17 protein-coding genes are annotated in these 17,501 nt (G+C 40.1%); 14 read left to right on the top strand and 3 right to left on the bottom strand.

What is annotated here, in order from left to right:
* Positions 1-21: 21 nt before the first annotated feature.
* The gene (gene aceA, locus J2S10_RS23805; protein WP_307413067.1) at positions 22-1,311 is read left to right on the top strand and encodes an isocitrate lyase; all 1,290 of its coding nucleotides are present in this window, start codon (positions 22-24) and stop codon (positions 1,309-1,311) included.
* Positions 1,312-1,522: 211 nt separating this feature from the next.
* Positions 1,523-1,954 carry a YueI family protein gene (locus tag J2S10_RS23800; protein ID WP_370876275.1) on the top strand — a complete coding sequence of 144 codons (432 nt, stop codon included), beginning with the start codon at positions 1,523-1,525 and terminating at the stop codon, positions 1,952-1,954.
* A gap of 67 nt (positions 1,955-2,021) precedes the next feature.
* Here J2S10_RS23800 and J2S10_RS23795 read toward each other — a convergent pair whose 3' ends face one another.
* Positions 2,022-2,474, bottom strand: coding sequence for an OsmC family protein (locus J2S10_RS23795; protein WP_307413063.1), 453 nt, complete (start codon positions 2,472-2,474; stop codon positions 2,022-2,024).
* A gap of 140 nt (positions 2,475-2,614) precedes the next feature.
* On the opposite strand from J2S10_RS23795, the gene fosM reads away from it, so the two are divergent.
* Positions 2,615-3,037 carry a FosM family fosfomycin resistance protein gene (gene fosM / locus J2S10_RS23790; RefSeq protein WP_307413062.1) on the top strand — a complete coding sequence of 141 codons (423 nt, stop codon included), beginning with the start codon at positions 2,615-2,617 and terminating at the stop codon, positions 3,035-3,037.
* Between the two features lie 196 nt (positions 3,038-3,233).
* Here the strand turns inward: fosM and J2S10_RS23785 are convergent, their stop codons facing one another.
* Positions 3,234-3,884 carry a lysozyme family protein gene (locus tag J2S10_RS23785; protein WP_307413060.1) on the bottom strand — a complete coding sequence of 217 codons (651 nt, stop codon included), beginning with the start codon at positions 3,882-3,884 and terminating at the stop codon, positions 3,234-3,236.
* Between the two features lie 349 nt (positions 3,885-4,233).
* Here J2S10_RS23785 and J2S10_RS23780 point away from each other — a divergent pair, with 349 nt between their 5' ends.
* The 6 genes from J2S10_RS23780 to gatB all read left to right on the top strand — a co-directional run bounded on the left by J2S10_RS23780 (position 4,234) and on the right by gatB (position 11,486).
* A complete protein-coding gene (locus J2S10_RS23780; protein ID WP_307413059.1) occupies positions 4,234-5,709 on the top strand; it encodes a MurT ligase domain-containing protein in 1,476 nt (491 codons plus the stop codon).
* Positions 5,618-6,316 (top strand): type 1 glutamine amidotransferase, encoded by a 699-nt coding sequence (locus tag J2S10_RS23775; RefSeq protein ID WP_307413150.1) that lies wholly within the window; start codon positions 5,618-5,620, stop codon positions 6,314-6,316. Before J2S10_RS23780 ends, J2S10_RS23775 begins: the two co-directional genes overlap by 92 nt.
* A gap of 205 nt (positions 6,317-6,521) precedes the next feature.
* Positions 6,522-8,057, top strand: coding sequence for a peptide MFS transporter (locus J2S10_RS23770; protein WP_307413057.1), 1,536 nt, complete (start codon positions 6,522-6,524; stop codon positions 8,055-8,057).
* A gap of 221 nt (positions 8,058-8,278) precedes the next feature.
* Complete coding sequence (gatC, locus tag J2S10_RS23765; RefSeq protein WP_307413056.1) at positions 8,279-8,572, top strand: Asp-tRNA(Asn)/Glu-tRNA(Gln) amidotransferase subunit GatC; 294 nt, start codon at positions 8,279-8,281, stop codon at positions 8,570-8,572.
* Between the two features lie 16 nt (positions 8,573-8,588).
* Entirely contained in the window at positions 8,589-10,046 is a 1,458-nt protein-coding gene (gene gatA, locus J2S10_RS23760) for an Asp-tRNA(Asn)/Glu-tRNA(Gln) amidotransferase subunit GatA (RefSeq protein ID WP_307413055.1), read from the top strand.
* 12 nt (positions 10,047-10,058) lie between these two features.
* Entirely contained in the window at positions 10,059-11,486 is a 1,428-nt protein-coding gene (gatB, locus tag J2S10_RS23755) for an Asp-tRNA(Asn)/Glu-tRNA(Gln) amidotransferase subunit GatB (protein ID WP_307413052.1), read from the top strand.
* Positions 11,487-11,941: 455 nt separating this feature from the next.
* On the opposite strand, the gene J2S10_RS23750 is transcribed toward gatB, so the two are convergent.
* On the bottom strand, positions 11,942-12,853 hold the full coding sequence (locus J2S10_RS23750) for a DNA-3-methyladenine glycosylase family protein (protein WP_307413051.1): 912 nt from the start codon (positions 12,851-12,853) through the stop codon (positions 11,942-11,944).
* 142 nt (positions 12,854-12,995) lie between these two features.
* On the opposite strand from J2S10_RS23750, the gene J2S10_RS23745 reads away from it, so the two are divergent.
* From J2S10_RS23745 to J2S10_RS23725, 5 genes are all read left to right on the top strand, one after another.
* The gene (locus J2S10_RS23745) at positions 12,996-13,619 is read left to right on the top strand and encodes a bifunctional transcriptional activator/DNA repair enzyme AdaA (RefSeq protein WP_307413148.1); all 624 of its coding nucleotides are present in this window, start codon (positions 12,996-12,998) and stop codon (positions 13,617-13,619) included.
* A complete protein-coding gene (locus tag J2S10_RS23740; RefSeq protein ID WP_307413049.1) occupies positions 13,603-14,151 on the top strand; it encodes a methylated-DNA--[protein]-cysteine S-methyltransferase in 549 nt (182 codons plus the stop codon). The genes J2S10_RS23745 and J2S10_RS23740 overlap by 17 nt, the downstream gene beginning before the upstream one ends.
* Positions 14,144-14,857: a 2OG-Fe(II) oxygenase gene (locus J2S10_RS23735; protein ID WP_307413045.1), complete on the top strand. Its 714-nt coding sequence runs from the start codon at positions 14,144-14,146 to the stop codon at positions 14,855-14,857. The genes J2S10_RS23740 and J2S10_RS23735 overlap by 8 nt, the downstream gene beginning before the upstream one ends.
* A gap of 26 nt (positions 14,858-14,883) precedes the next feature.
* On the top strand, positions 14,884-15,702 hold the full coding sequence (locus tag J2S10_RS23730; RefSeq protein WP_307413044.1) for an SPL family radical SAM protein: 819 nt from the start codon (positions 14,884-14,886) through the stop codon (positions 15,700-15,702).
* A gap of 446 nt (positions 15,703-16,148) precedes the next feature.
* Positions 16,149-17,396, top strand: coding sequence for an NAD(P)-dependent malic enzyme (locus J2S10_RS23725; protein ID WP_307413042.1), 1,248 nt, complete (start codon positions 16,149-16,151; stop codon positions 17,394-17,396).
* Positions 17,397-17,501: the final 105 nt, after the last annotated feature.

Below are 17,501 nucleotides of genomic sequence, written 5' to 3'. Positions count from 1 at the left end.
GATTAATAGGAGGAATTTTAAATGACAAATTCAAGAGTTAATCAATTGCAGGAAAGCTGGGAAATGGATCAACGTTGGAATGATGTTACAAGACCATACACTGCGGAGGATGTGATCAAACTGCGCGGTTCGATTGATATTGAACATACATTAGCGAAAAAAGGCGCTGAAAAACTTTGGAAGCTATTAAATGAAGAAGACTATGTAAATGCACTGGGCGCACTTACAGGAAATCAAGCCGTTCAACAGGTGAAAGCAGGTCTCAAAGCCATCTACCTAAGCGGCTGGCAAGTGGCAGCGGATGCCAACCTTTCCGGACATATGTATCCGGACCAAAGCTTGTATCCGGCAAACAGTGTTCCAAATGTCGTGAAAAAAATTAATCAGGCCCTTCAGCGCGCTGACCAAATTCACTATGCCGAAGGAAACAACTCGGTTGATTGGTTTGCTCCAATTGTGGCTGATGCGGAAGCAGGCTTTGGCGGTCAATTAAACTGCTTCGAATTGATGAAGGGGATGATTGAAGCAGGAGCATCAGGTGTTCACTTTGAAGATCAGCTATCTTCAGAGAAAAAATGCGGCCACTTGGGCGGAAAGGTATTGTTGCCGACGCAAACAGCCGTACGCAACTTGATTGCAGCCCGCCTGGCAGCAGACGTTATGGGTGTTCCAACAGTATTGGTTGCCCGTACTGATGCAAACGCTGCAGATTTGATCACAAGCGATATCGATATGAATGATGCACCGTTTATTACCGGTGAGAGAACTGCTGAAGGATTTTACCGAACAAAAGCAGGGATTGACCAGGCGATCGCTCGTGGTTTGGCTTATGCACCATACGCAGACCTTGTTTGGTGTGAAACTTCCGAGCCGAATATTGAGGAAGCCAGACAATTTGCCGAAGCTATTCATGAAAAATTCCCCGGCAAACTATTAGCCTATAACTGTTCACCGTCCTTCAACTGGAAAAAGAAACTCGATAAAGAAACGATTGCGAAATTCCAACAGGAGCTTGGAAAAATGGGCTACAAATTCCAATTCGTTACACTTGCAGGCTTCCACGCCTTGAATCACAGTATGTTTGAACTTGCCCGCGGTTACAAGGAACGCGGCATGGCAGCATATTCCGAATTGCAGCAAGCGGAGTTCGACAGTGAGCAATATGGTTATACTGCAACACGTCATCAGCGTGAAGTAGGTACAGGTTACTTTGACCAAGTGTCGATGATTATCTCCGGCGGAACCTCTTCAACAACGGCATTGAAAGGTTCAACAGAGGAAGAACAATTTACCGGCACCTCTAAAAAGTAATGCTTAAACGGCAGAGCCTTCTCTCCTTTTGGAGGGAAGGATTTTTTTAAAAGATAAGAAAGTATAAATTTTGACTTTGAGATTTGTCTTTATCTCATACGGTGCGCTCAAGCCCTGTCGTGCGCTAAATGGGCGCTTGCGCATTTCTAAGGGAACATTTTTTCAGGTAAAATCATACATAGTAATAGCCTTGTAATTGGAGATGATGTGTTTGAAAAAGCCTACCGTTGACGAGGTTTTACAGCAAGGGATTTACGGCGCATTAGAAACAAAACCGGAGGAACGGCGAAAATTTCTAGGGACTTTACGCGAACGAATCATTGTCGCCCTTAAGAAGAGTCAGGTAAGAGAAACCGAAGTTTATCCTCAAGTCGAACTTTATATGAAGAAATTTCCGCAATCCCATCTTTTTTTAAATGGAAACATGAATTACGGCGAGTTATCAAAGTATGTAAAACTAGCAACAAAATATAAAATCGAACATACGATTGTGACCAATAAAGAGCATAACACGGAAATCGGGTTAGTTTTAGCCATGGACCATGCAATAGATAAAGACGAGATTTATATTACTAAGAAAGACCCGAAAAAACCTGAAATCAAAAAGAAAAAAAGTCTTTTTGCTAAAATATTTAAACGGTGAGAAGTTAAAAGACTCATCAAGGCATTAAATAGCGCGGGGGTTCATTATTAGAAACCCCGCGCTATTTTTAGTCAGAAGCCACTTCAACAGTCGCCTGTAATTCAATCTCTACATTTCCTTGAACGGCGCGGCTGATCATACAAGAGGTTTCAGCTTTTTTGGCAAGCTTTTGCGCCAATTGATAATCTTTGTCAATGGCATTCGCTTTCAAGACAATATGTGGCCGATGAATAATTTTTTTATAGGTAATCACTCCATTAGTTACATCAACAATTCCTTCAGACTCCATCGTTAACTGTTCCTTCTCTAAATGGCTGCGCTCCATCATCGCGGCAAGTGTGATGATATAACAGGTAGCCGCAGCTCCAAGAAGCATTTCATCGGGATTCGTCCCGACACCAGGTCCATTCATTTCCGGCGGGATTGAAACTTTTGTTTTTAAATTACCGGTTTCAATTTCGCCTACACCATTCCGTAATCCGGGCCAGTTTGCTTTTAAAGAAAAAAGATGTTCAGCCATTCGCTCAGCCTCCTTGAGTGCTTCTTTTATTAGTGTAAGCCGGTTAGATAAGAAATACGACGAAAACGTATTTTGTTTTTGCTTAAGGGTGGTATTTTTAGTATATAGGATTTCCCCAATTAAAAATGGAAGGTGATTAGGTGTCAATTAAAGGTTTAAACCATTTTTTATTCTCCGTTTCTAATTTAGAGAACTCTATTGAATTTTACCGAAATGTTTTGGGTGCAAAGCTGTTAGTTAAGGGGAGAAGCACGGCCTATTTTGATCTTAATGGGATGTGGCTTGCTTTAAATGAAGAAAAAGATATTCTTAGAAATGATATTTGCTATTCGTACACACATATAGCTTTTTCAATAGACGAAGCTGATTTTTTAAAAATGCACGAGAAACTTAAGGATTTGAACGTAACCATTCTTTCCGGTCGTACAAGAGACGAAAAAGATAAAAAATCGATCTACTTTACAGACCCAGATGGTCATAAGTTCGAATTTCATACAGGTACATTGCAGGACAGATTAAATTATTATAAACAGGAAAAGAAACATATGGAATTCTACGATTAAAGGGAGATGGGTGATTTTACATCAAAATTTTGTTTATATGCAGCAAAACCAAGTGCACTAATTGAAATACTAAAAGCTAAGTGGCAAATTAGATTGAAGTATCAGAATAGTGTTGACACATTAGGACTCTAATCAGTTAGAACTTTTTTATAATCATCCGCCACTACAGAACTAAAAAAAAACAACCTATGGATCTTCAAAAGGATTCACTGGTTGTTTTTTTGCTACTGATTACTGAAACACTATCTGCTAGCGAATGAACATTTTTTGTTACTTTTGTGCTATAGGTAAAATCACCATAGCAGTAGGGATAACGAAAATTATTTTTATTGTCCCTGCAAGTATAAATGTTTGGTTTCTTTTGAACTTGGAGAAGCGAGAATTGTTTCGCTAAATCCTCACTGTGTTTGCCACCATGCTGTGCCACATAGTCAATATAACCGATTCCCATGTTGTAAGCCTGAATTATGGTTGGAAAATCAACCTTTTTCTGGTTCCCATACGTAAGTGCCCGCTGAAAATGCTTTACCCCCACTTGGATGCTTTGTTTTGGATCCTTAATGGTATTTGGCGCTAATCCTGCCGATTCGGAAGCCTGCATAGGATCGCCGCCTTTCCCGTGGCTTTCCTGCTGCATTAAGGCTATTACGACAGTAGTGTAATTTTCGAGATGATATTTTTCTAATTCATTTTGGATTAAAGGACTATATTTTTTTACGTCAGCAAATGGGTCGCTTTTTACAGTATGTGGAGTTCTATGTTGAAAATAATTTTGAATCGCGGCTAAAGCGCAAAAAAGCATCAGCAGGACGAAAATGGTTTTGAACTTCTTTCGTCTTCGTTTCATTGATTTACTCTCCTAAACACACTTTCTCTTTTGACTATTATAAGGCAAGATAGCCTTTATGTCTGCAAGGAAGCTTTGTGGCAGTTGATTCATAAAACCCCGAAACTATAGTCAAAATAGGTATTCATCTATGGTTTAACCCATTATTTTCTAGTATCGTAACAATATTTCCAGCGGTCATAGAAATTGTTATAGTACATAAAATACTAAAAGAATAAAAGAACAATGGAACCGATTCTTTCTTTTAAGTCCCAAAATGTGGACAACCATGCCAGTAAAAATTGAATCATAGTTGTTTTTGAATGGCTAGTCTATTGTGCAATAGATTCAATACCGTTGGAGGAATAAAATGAAGACGCAAGTAGCCATTTGGGCGGGGAAAACAGCAGGATCACTTAGCCGAGTAATTGGATATGGCGGGAGTACCATCCCAGGTGTCGTAGCAAGGAAGTTGGATCATGGCTTTTTACGGCATTTGCGAAAAAATGCAAACACCATTCTTTTTATCACAGGAACCAATGGAAAAACCACCACCGCAAACCTGATTTCTCATCTTCTTGAGTCCTCAGGAAAAACGGTGATTGCCAATCGTGAGGGTTCTAATATGGTTACTGGGATCTCTGCTGCCATGGTACGCAATGCCCCTTTAATAGGGTGGTTGAAGAATGATGCCGCAGTATTGGAAGTAGATGAAGCAAGCCTGCCAAAAGCGGTATCAGAGTGCCCCCCTGACTATCTGATTGTGACCAATTTTTTTCGAGATCAGCTAGACCGTTACGGAGAAGTTGATTTATTAATAAAAAAAATGAAAGATTGTCTGAAAGAAATTGACGTAAAGCTCATTTTAAACGCGGATGATCCTTTTACCCACAGGTTTTCCGACCTTCAAAAGGAAAATGTATATATTGGTTTAGATGCTAATTCCTGCCGGTTCCAATCGTATGCAATGGCAGAATCGAAATATTGTCCAAATTGCCAGGATGAACTCGTGTACAGTGTTTTACATTTTGGTCAGCTCGGGCATTATCATTGTCCCTGTGGGTTCGAACGCCCTAAAGTTACCGTAAACGCTGAAAAGATCTTCCAAGATGAAAAAGGGATTCGGCTCATTGTAAATGGAGAGGAATATCCGACAACGTTAAAAGGAACGTATAATGCTTATAATGCTCTTTTTGCTATTAGCGCGTGTCAGGCTTTAGGAATGCCCCTGAAAGAAATCAAGAAGGGAATGACCACCTACCAAAAAACGGACGGTAGAATGCAGGAGTTTGTTATTGGGAAAGAAAGGTGGAAGCTGAACCTTGTTAAAAACCCGACAGGTGGAAACGTAACGCTTTCAGAGTTTTTGCAATCAAATGAAAAGAAACAATTAATGTTTTGTTTAAACGACCATCTTGCTGACGGGGAAGACATCTCATGGATATGGGACATCGACATGGAATTGGCCAATCGTGAAGAGGTAGAGACATTTATTGCAAGTGGAAAAAGGGCCTATGATGCTGCCCTCAGAATGAAATATGCTGGTATACCAGAAGAAAAAATCAGAATCCTGCCAAGTTTGAAACATGCAGTGTTCTTTGCCAAAGAGATGGTTGTTCCTGCCTATATCATGGCTACTTATACCTGCCTTTCCCCGATGGTTTCAATTTTATCGCAGGAGGCAAGAGTAATAAGAAAGGAGGAACCGAACAATGGAGTTACTACTATACCATTTTTGCCCAGACACTCTAAACCTGTATGGGGACAGAGGAAATATCATATGTTTAAGAAAGCGCTGCGAATGGAGAGGAATCACCGTTCGGGTAGAGGAAATCAAGAATCCTGATGAGGTTCGAGGATCTGGATGTGATATATTCATGATCGGCGGTGGCAGCGATCGTGAACAGGCTATCGCTACGAATAGACTAGCTCCCCTTGTAAAGGAAATAAAGGCATGGGTGGAAGATGGTGTGTCCGCCCTGACTGTCTGTGGAGGATATCAGTTTTTAGGTGAATATTATGAAACAAAAAACGGAGAAAAATTAGAAGGAATGGGTATCCTTCCGTTTTACACCAAAGCTGATGAAGACAGACTGATGACGAATATTTTAGTGGAATCCGAAACATTTGGGAAGGTCGTTGGTTTTGAAAACCACGGGGGAATGACCTATCATGACTTTCCAACGCTTGGAAAGGTCATTAATGGTTTTGGCAATAACGAAGAAAGCGGCGAAGAAGGCCTTCATTACCATAACTTAATTGGAACCTACCTTCATGGGCCCATTCTTCCTAAAAATCCGAAAATAGCTGATTACTTGATTGAAAAAGCATATGAACGAAAGACAGGAAGGAAATTAGAGCCACTTGAAGATGAATTGGAAAAGCTAGCGAATCAAACCGTTTGGAACAAATTTCTGACTAGTAAGCGAACCAAATATAAGAATGAAGTGTAAGGTTTTCACTAGGAATTCATGTTTCTAAAAATTATTACTATTGATTATATCAGAAAAATATTAATTAATTAGATTATTTACTTCTTTTGAAAATTATCAATATCAATACAAATTTAAATTAAGAAACTTAATTAGAAAAAAATGATAATTGACAATTATAAAATATTAAAATATTATTATAGTATATTAAAAAGGAGGTCTAACTATGTCTGCAATAAAAAAAGAGAAAATTATTGAAAGCGCTTCACATAAAAGTTTAAATAGACAGAAAATTGTGGAAAGCGTCCCGCAAAAAGGATTTTTTGGTCATCCTAAAGGCTTATTTACGTTATTTTTCACTGAGTTCTGGGAGAGATTTTCCTACTATGGTATGAAGGCAATCCTTGTATTCTATATGTATTATTCAGTTTCAAAAGGCGGATTAGGAATCGATCAGCAAACAGCTCTTGCAATTGCGTCGGTATACGGTTCATTAGTGTATATGTCGGGAATCATTGGGGGCTGGCTATCTGATAGAATTTTTGGAGCCTCGAAAGGCGTGTTTTACGGCGGTATATTGATAATGTTCGGGCATATTGCTCTAGCGATACCTGGAAGCATGACAATGTTCTTTGTTTCGATGGTTCTGATTGTAATCGGTACAGGATTCCTGAAACCAAATATTTCTACAGTATTAGGGGAAATGTATGATATTAAAGACGCGCGCCGCGATGCAGCATTCAGCATTTTCTACATGGGCGTTAACCTTGGCGCATTTGTTGCACCGCTAGTTGTCGGAACAGTTGGAATGCAGTATAATTTCCACTTAGGCTTCGGGCTTGCTGCAATTGGTATGTTCTTGGCATTAGTGGTTTATATTGCTACAAAGAAAAAGAATCTCGGTCTTGCCGGTACTTTTGTTGCCAACCCGCTGCCATCAGCAGAAAAGAAAAAAGCTTTCACCAAAATTGGTTTTGTTGCACTTATTGTAGTTGTATTAATTGCTGTTGCCGTTTCAACCGGCACTTTAACTATTTCATCATTTATTAACCTTGTGGGAATCTTGGGATGTGTCATTCCAATCCTTTATTTCCTATTTATGTATCGAAGCCCGAAAACAAGCAAAGAAGAGCGTTCTCGTCTGATTGCTTATATTCCGCTATTTATTGCGTCAGTTATGTTCTGGTCGATTGAAGAACAAGGTTCAACAATTTTGGCAAACTTTGCTGATAAGCGGACACAATTAGACTTTGCAGGAATGCATATTTCACCTGCTTGGTTCCAGTCATTAAATCCGTTGTTTATTATCGTTTTTGCACCGATTATTGGCTGGCTTTGGGTAAAATTAGGCAACAAACAGCCGACATATACACAGAAATTTTCATTTGGTCTATTGTTTGCAGGATTGTCTTTCGTTGTGATTCTTGTACCGGCAATGATTGGCGGTTCACATGCACTTGTTAATCCATTATGGCTTGTACTAAGCTACTTCATTTGTGTTATTGGTGAATTGTGTTTGTCACCTGTTGGATTATCAGCCACAACAAAATTAGCACCATCGGCCTTCTCGGCTCAAATGATGAGTCTATGGTTCTTATCAAATGCTGCAGCTCAGGCACTCAATGCACAACTTGTTAAATTTTACACACCTCAAAACGAAATGGCTTATTTTGGAACTATTGGGGTAGTATCAATCGTTTTATCCATCATTTTATTTGCCCTTTCACCAAAAATGCAAACCTTTATGAAGGGGATCAAATAAATTATTTCACAATAAAAATGATTTAAAAACTACGGAGCAAATCACCCCGTAGTTTTTTCTTTTTTCTTTTTACAACATTTGTTAAAGTATTTAGCGAAAATTCAATCTAAAAATACATTCTCTTGCCTATAATGGATGAGGAATCATTGCGGTAAAGCAGAAAAGTCTGTTATTATCAATATTAAATGAATTAAGATAAAAGGGATTGGAGGTCACGAAAAATGTCACGAATTTCAAATGAGCAGGTAAAACATGTTGCTAATTTAGCACGATTGGCGATAACGGAAGCAGAAGCAGATAAGTTCACCAAACAGCTTGATGCGATTATTACTTTTGCAGAACAGCTAAATGAGTTGGATACAGAAAATGTGGAACCTACATACCATGTCCTTGATATGAAAAATGTTATGCGGGAAGACATTCCTAAAAAAGGACTTCCGCGTAAAGAAGTGCTTAAAAATGCGCCGGAGCATCAGGATGGCCAGATTAAAGTACCATCTATTCTAGGGGAGTAAGGGAGGATTAAAAAAAGTGGGTTTATTTGATTATAAGGTTTCAGACCTTCATGAGCTTTTACATAAAAAAGAATTAAAAATATCTGATCTTGTAGATGAATCGTATAAGCGAATTGGCCGGGTTGAAGACAAAGTCCAGGCGTTTTTAACGTTAGATGAAGAGCAGGCACGGCAAACAGCGAAAACGCTTGATGAAAAGCTGGCAGATGGTTCTAAGCAAGGTCTGCTGTTTGGAATGCCAATTGGTCTAAAGGATAATATCGTCACAAAAGGGCTAAGAACAACATGTGCAAGTAAAATTCTCGAAAACTTTGATCCGATTTATGATGCAACCGTTGTTCAAAAGTTGCAGCAAGCGGAAACGGTGACAATTGGAAAGTTAAATATGGACGAGTTTGCAATGGGTTCATCGAATGAAAATTCCGGTTTCAAAATGACTCGTAATCCATGGGATCTTGACCGAGTACCCGGCGGATCTTCAGGTGGTTCTGCGGCATCGGTCGCAGCGGGAGAAGTGCTGTTTTCGCTTGGATCGGATACAGGTGGTTCCATTCGTCAGCCGGCCGCTTTTTGTGGTGTTGTCGGCATGAAACCTACATATGGACGTGTATCACGTTTCGGTTTGGTTGCATTTGCATCGTCACTTGATCAAATCGGACCTGTTACGAGAACCGTTGAAGATAATGCCTACCTTTTACAAGCAATTTCTGGACTTGATCCAATGGATTCAACATCGGCAAATGTTGATGTTCCCAGCTTTGTAAGTAACCTTACCGGTGATGTGAAGGGCTTAAAAATCGCCGTTCCGAAAGAGTACTTAGGTGAAGGTGTGAATGAGAGAGTCCGTCAGTCCGTTCTGGATGCTTTAAAGGTTCTTGAGAGTCTTGGCGCTGTTTGGGAAGAGGTTTCCTTGCCGCACTCGAAGTATGCACTGGCCGCTTATTATTTGCTTTCATCATCGGAGGCCTCAGCAAACCTTGCACGCTTTGATGGCGTGCGCTATGGATATCGGACACCTGACGCTGAAAGTTTGATCGATTTATATAAAAAGACGAGAGCGGAAGGCTTTGGTGATGAGGTAAAACGCCGGATTATGCTTGGAACATTCGCATTAAGCTCCGGATACTATGATGCCTACTACAAAAAAGCACAAAAGGTTCGGACTTTGATTAAAAAGGACTTTGAAGATGTTTTTGAAAAATATGATGTAATTGTTGGCCCGACAACTCCAACTCCGGCCTTTAAAATTGGTGAAAATATTGATGACCCATTAACGATGTACGCCAATGATATTTTAACGATTCCTGTGAATCTTGCCGGCGTGCCCGGAATCAGTATTCCGTGCGGTTTTGATGGCGGTTTACCATTAGGCTTGCAAATTATCGGGAAGCACTTTGATGAAGCAACCGTTTATCGTGTAGCACATGCGTTTGAACAAGCAACAGACTTTCATAAACAGAAGCCGGGATTGTAGGGGGTGTAGACTTTGGAATTTGAAACAGTAATTGGACTTGAGGTCCATGTAGAGTTAAAAACAGAATCAAAAATCTTTTCTGCGAGCCCAAACCACTTTGGGGCCGAACCGAATACAAATACATCTGTCATCGACCTGGGTTACCCCGGGGTGTTGCCGGTCATCAATAAAAAGGCTGTAGAATTCGGGATGAAAGCCGCAATGGCTTTGAATTGTGAAGTTGCAACCCACACTAAATTTGATCGGAAGAACTATTTTTATCCGGATAACCCGAAGGCCTATCAAATATCGCAATTTGATAAGCCGGTTGGGGAGCATGGCTGGATTGAAATCGAGGTAAACGGCTATACAAAGCGGATTGGAATTACAAGAATTCATCTTGAGGAAGATGCTGGAAAGCTGAATCACGAGAAAGGGTATTCTTTATGTGATTACAATCGCCAGGGTACTCCGCTTGTAGAGATCGTTTCCGAGCCGGATATTCGTACGCCTGATGAAGCCTATGCTTATCTTGAGAAATTAAAATCGATTATTCAATATACAGGCGTATCCGATTGTAAAATGGAAGAAGGATCACTCCGGTGTGATGCCAATATTTCGATCCGGCCTGTGGGACAAGAAGAGTTCGGGACAAAAACCGAGTTGAAGAACTTAAACTCGTTTAATTTTGTCCGTAAAGGTCTTGAATATGAAGAAAAGCGTCAAAGAGAGGTTGTGTCATCAGGTGGAAAAATCGACCAGGAGACACGCCGATTTGATGAGTCTACTGGGGCAACCCTGCTTATGCGTGTAAAAGAAGGCTCCGATGATTATCGATACTTCCCGGAACCGGACTTACTCGATTTATACATCGACGAGGATTGGAAAGCAAGGATTCGTGCCGAAATCCCTGAACTGCCTGACCAGCGTCAAAAGCGTTATGTAGAAGAGCTTGGGTTACCTGTTTATGATGCAAAGGTGCTTACAGTCACAAAAGAAATGGCTGATTTCTTTGAAGCGACTGTTCATGCCGGTGCCGATGCGAAGATGGCATCCAACTGGATTATGGGTGATGTTTCAGGATATTTGAATTCAGAATCAAAGGAACTCGATCAGATTGCACTAACACCGTCCGGTTTAGCAAGTATGATTAAACTCATTGAAAACGGAACGATTTCATCAAAGATCGCGAAGACAGTTTTCAAAGAGTTGATCGAAAATGGCGGCGATGCTGAGCAAATTGTGAAGGACAAAGGGCTTGTGCAAATCTCCGATGAAGGAACACTTCTGAAAATTATTTCAGAGGTTCTTGATGCCAATCCGCAATCGATTGAAGATTTCAAGAATGGAAAAAATAAAGCTGTCGGCTTCCTTGTTGGACAACTTATGAAGGCAACAAAAGGGCAAGCAAATCCACAATTGGTCAATCAATTATTACAACAGGAATTAAATAAGCGTTAAAGAAATGGCCGGCAGAAACTTTTCTGCTGGCTAGTTTTTTGTCGATAACACGATCGACATTCTTTTTGCAATTTCCCGGGAAAAAACCTTTTACTTAGTCGGGTTTGTGGTTGATTCAATCAAACGTTTGACTAGAATCGAAAGAGAGGAATTCCTGTCAAAAGATGTAGGATTTTAGGAAATCATTCATTTTTCGATTAGAATTGCGGTCTAATTGATGAAATCGTATTAGAAATCGACTCTATTTTTACAACTTTTGAGGTATAAAATCTTTATTTATAAGGATTAAAGGGGATTTAATCAAACGTTTGATTAGTTTTTTATACTGAAAATAATCGACAAAAATTTTTTGTATTTAGAAAGTAAAAACCATATTTTAAATGGTTCATGCCATATTTAATCAAACGTTTGATTAGTAATGCCTTAAGTTGAAGCTTGTCGAAGAATGGACACAGTTAATAAAGGAATCTCCATAAATAAAAAGTGGCATAGGATTCCCAGCCGGTCCAGTTTGCAGCCAATCGTCCTATTTCTTCTTTCGTTGGTTTATTTTCTGTCCCCATTAGATGCTTAAGCGCATTGTGAAGACCAACATCATCAATCGGGAAAGCGGAAAGATATCTTAAACAACGCATTAAAACATAATTGGCTGTCCATGGCCCAATACCGCGAATTTTAATTAGCATTTTTTCTGCATTTTTTACATTCCCGGCGTTTAGCAATTGCATTTTTGTTAGTTTTCCTTCAACGATTAGTTGGGCTACATCAATAAGATACTCACATTTTTTTACAGTCATTCGTAATCCGGCCAGATCTTCCACTGCTAATGCTGCAATATCATTTGGTGTAGGGAAGATCCAAAAGTCGTCTCCATCATACTCAATTCGTCGTCCAAAGGATTCTACAAGGCGTCTTTTCAATGTATAAGCAAAAGTAAGATTGATTTGTTGTCCGATGATCCCCCAACAAATTGCCTCGAAAAGGTCAGGAATCCCCATTAAGCGCAACCCATAGAACGAACCGACAGCACCATTTAACAGTACATCTGTTTTAGCCATTTCATAAAACGGAAGCAGATCTCTATCTAAATCAAACCAATCTCTTACATAGCGGACTACGGCATCACGTATTCGTTCACATGATGGAGTTGTATCGCCTATAAAACGGATAGTCATAACGTTTTCATGATCAGCACTTATTTCAATAAGGAGTGTTTCTTCTTCTATCGGTAACGCTTTGTATAGCCGCTGATTTTTAATATGGAACAAGCATTCATTCGGAGCTCTTGATAAGTATTTCAGATTTTCATTAAAATTGAATTCTTTAGGAACAAATATTTTTAGTTCATTATTGTTTTCTTTTTGCATTATAATCCTCCGTTTGAATCTATTTCATAGTTTAATTTATACCATATACAGGACACTAATAATTTCAATATCTTGCTTTTACATTGGTGAAACGCTAAATACTAGTTATATCGGGGGTATAATAGTGGCAGAGGTGATAGAAATGGAGAACAAGGATGCGAATCAAGCCAATGTAGAAAGCGGCATGACAGATGAAAAATGGCAAGCAATTATTCACAATGATGAAAATTATAATGATCAATTTTTCTATGCTGTAAAGACCACAGGGATATTTTGCAGGCCTTCGTGTAAATCAAGAGTCCCCAAAAAGGAGAATGTCCTCATTTTTCAAAATGCACATCAGGCACTGAGCGCAAATTTTCGGCCGTGTAAACGGTGCAAACCGACAGGAGAGCGGCTTCCGGATGATGATTGGGTGACTCAGATTACCGAGTACATTGACAAGAATTATATTGAAAAGCTGTCACTGGAAACCCTTTCTGAAATCTGCCATGGCAGTCCGTATCATTTACACCGTACTTTTAAAAGAATTAAAGGGGTAACACCCGTTGAATATATACAGCAAACGAGAATAAACAAGGCTATCGAGTACTTGATCTATTCGCATACTGCAATAGCTGATATTGCTCATGCTGTGGGAATGCCCAATACCGCTTATTTTATTACATTGTTCAAAAAGAAAACGGGGTATACACCTACAGAATATCGGCTATTAAATTTCGGTAACAATACTTCGGAGGTGAAAAACAGTGGAAGTCAAGACTAAACCAATGATTTATTGGACTTTGTTGGTACATGACGGCTGGAACCTTTATCTAGCTGCAACATTAAAAGGACTTTGTTTCATAGGCTCTCAGAATCAGACTTTTGTGGAATTATCAGATTGGGCAAACAAACATTTTCCCGGTAGCCCTGTAGTTCCTGATGATGGAAAATTGCAGCCGTATTTGACCGAACTTATCGAATATTTACAAGGAAAGCGAAAGTGCTTTACTAAACCAATTGATTATAAAGGTACACCGTTTCAGCTTGCAGTATGGAATGCGCTCTGTGAAATACCTTATGGACAGACCAAGTCCTATTCGGATATTGCAAACCATATACAAAAACCGGCAGCGGTTCGTGCTGTTGGGGCAGCGATAGGTGCCAATCCAATCTTAATTACCGTTCCGTGCCACAGGGTGATTGGAAAAAGCGGAAAGCTTACCGGCTATCGAGGCGGTTTAGAGATGAAAACCCAACTCCTAAAGCTGGAATGGGAAGGTTCGCAGGTTAATGGGGGCGCGCTGCATGTCTAAGAGTATGAAAGACCGAATTACATCCTTAGACTGGCCGACATTGCAACAGATATTGGATGAGCAGGGGTACGCAAAGATTCCGGTATTATTGGACATGGACCAATGCCATGAAATCATGAAAACGTACGAGCAAGCATCCTATTTTCGGAGTACGATTAATATGGCCCGTTATCGGTTCGGTGAAGGTGAGTATAAATATTACCAAGCACCTCTCCCGGAATTGCTACTGCAACTTCGTGAAGGTTTTTATCCGGAATTGGCTAAAACGGCGAATCGCTGGCAGGAACAGCTGGGGCATGTTGCCGACTATCCGGCTACGCTTCCGGAATTTATTAAACAGTGTCACCGGCAGGAACAGCTCCGCTCAACACCCTTGATCTTAAAATATGAAATGGGTGGATACAACTGTTTGCATCAGGATTTGTATGGCGATGTGTTCTTTCCATTTCAGGTGGTTTTCTCCTTAAATCAAAAAGAACTGGATTATACAGGCGGAGAGTTCCTGTTGGTGGAGCAGCGGCCAAGGGCGCAAAGCAGGGGTCATGTGATTACGTTGGAACAAGGTGCGGGACTGATTTTTCCGACGAATAATAGACCTGTAAAAGGAACACGCGGATATTATCGAACAACGCTTAGACATGGAGTTAGCACGGTTACGTCAGGAACGAGATATACATTGGGAATCATTTTTCATGATGCTAAGTGAATCGGATCTAAAAAAGGGGATTCAGGATGAAAAATGAGTTTATCTTCAAAACTCCAAAGACATTGTTAAATAAAGGAAGCGGTTATCTTTGTGGTTACACACATTCCTTGAATCCCTATACGGGCTGTTCTTTTGGCTGTTCATATTGCTATGTCCGCCAAATGCCGGTTTCGCTGTTCCGTAAGGGTGAATGGGGGACCTGGGTTGACATCAAGCTGGAAGCAGCCGCTTTATTGCGTAAGGAACTTCAGAAAGCTAAGGCAAAAGGGAAGGTAACCATTTTTATGTCCTCCAGTACAGATCCGTATCAACCGATCGAACACAAGGAGATGGTGACGCGATCTTTACTGGAGGTGATGGTGGAGGATCCGCCTGATTTTTTATTTGTACAGACGAGGAGTCCGCTAGTCCGTAGAGATATTGACTTATTGATTCTCTTAAAGGATAGAGTTCGAGTTAGCATGACTGTAGAAACCGACTTAGAAGAGATAAGAAAACATTTTACGCCGGATGCCCCGCCGATTAACGCCAGGTTAAAGACACTTCAGTTGTTAAGGGATGCAGGGGTACCGACTCAGGCAACGATTGCACCGGTTTTACCTAGTAGTGAGGCCTTTCCGGAAAAACTAAGGTCATTGGTCAGTCGTGTCTGTGTAGATGATTATTATATGGGAGACGGCAGCGGCGGTAAACGGACAAGGAAGTTAGCCATTAAACCGTTGTATGAAAGATTTGGGTTGGAAGAATGGTATGAACCTTCTGCGTATCGGATTGTTTTTGATAGACTCAAACAAGTTTTTCCTGCAGATCAGCTTTTTTTGAGTCAGGAGGGTTTCGAGCCATAATAGAAAAAGAAAATCCCGGGATTCGACATTGTTTTTTCATGTTGGAAGGAACAATGTCTTTATTTTAAAGGGATTGAGGCATATTTAATCAAACGTTTGATTAGGATTTTTTTTGAAGAATTCAGGTCGGAAATTGGCAAATGAAATAAATATAAAGGACGTGCCAAGTGATTATTGCTATTCTAATAATTCCAATGTTTTATTACCTTCGACAGGTTCCCTCAAACTGCATCTTCGTTACCACAGTGCAAGACGAAACCACTACAATATTACTTTTTTTAATTACAAAATAGTTATTAAAATTACAAAACCTATATTAGAACCTATGAAGAAAGTAAAATGAGAGAAAAAAGGCAGGAGTACAATGAAATAAATTTTAGAAAGAAGTGCAAACGCTTACGGAGTTGGATTAAATGAAAAAACCAAACAAAGAGGAGGAATTCTGTATGTCAACTTTACGGGATGAAGCATTAAAGATGCATAAAAAATATCAAGGGAAGCTTGGTGTCTATTCTAAGGTTCCAGTACAAAATGGAAAGGATTTAAGCCTTGCGTATTCTCCAGGTGTAGCTGAACCTTGCTTGGACATTTTCGAGGACGAAAGTAAAGTATATGATTACACCATGAAGGGGAATCTCGTTGCCGTTGTTTCAAACGGAACGGCTGTACTTGGTCTTGGAAATATCGGCCCGAGTGCTGCCATGCCAGTTATGGAAGGAAAAGCAGTGTTATTTAAATCTTTCGCAGATGTAGATGCATTCCCAATTTGTTTAGGTACAACTGACCCGGAAAAAATCGTGGAGGTTGTAAAGTTATTAGAACCAACCTTTGGAGGAGTGAATTTAGAAGATATCGCAGCTCCTCAATGCTTTGAAATCGAAGATCGTTTACGAAAAGCTTGTGATATCCCGATTTTCCATGATGACCAACACGGTACAGCTATTGTGACTGCAGCAGGTTTAATCAACGCACTTAAACTGGCGAACAAAAAAATTGAAGATATTCGCGTCGTGGCAAACGGTGCCGGTGCCGCAGGTGTGGCGATTGTCAAACTCTTGCTTCAAATGGGTGTAAATGATGTCATTTTATGTGATACAAAAGGAATCATTTATGAAGGCCGTCCTGTTGGAATGAATAGATTCAAAGAGGAAATGGCTCGGATTACAAATAAAGAACAAAAAAAGGGAACGTTAGAAGATGCTCTTGTAGGAGCTGATGTATTTGTCGGGGTATCTGCAGCGGGTGCCGTTACAGAAGAAATGGTTCGTTCCATGAATTTTGATCCAATTATCTTTGCTATGGCCAATCCTGTACCGGAGATTATGCCGGAAGAAGCAACGAAAGCCGGAGCACTAGTAGTGGGTACAGGGCGTTCAGATTTTCCTAATCAAGTCAATAACGTACTTGCATTCCCTGGTATTTTTCGTGGCGCTTTGGATGTTCATGCGAAAGAAATCAATGAGGAAATGAAACTTGCTGCTGTTCATGCCATTGCTGGTTTAATTTCAGATGATGAGCTTCATACTAATTATGTTATTCCAGATCCATTTGACCCTAGAGTTGCAGCTCATGTAGCAGCAGCAGTAGCTAAAGCTGCGATACGAACGGGTGTTTCACAAAAATATGTCAATACAGAAGAAATCAAAGAACGTCTATTAGCATTAGTAGAAGAAAAAAATTCTGTTCTTGTGTAAATCCAGCACCTAAATAAATCAAATAGAAAAAAGGGACACTAAGGCTGCAAAGCGCTTCTTTTAGAAAGCTTCGCGGTCTTTTCATATTTAACCAGACGAGCTTGG

The sequence above is a fragment of the Neobacillus ginsengisoli genome (assembly GCF_030813055.1).
This window is presented reverse-complemented; position numbering and strand designations above follow the sequence as displayed.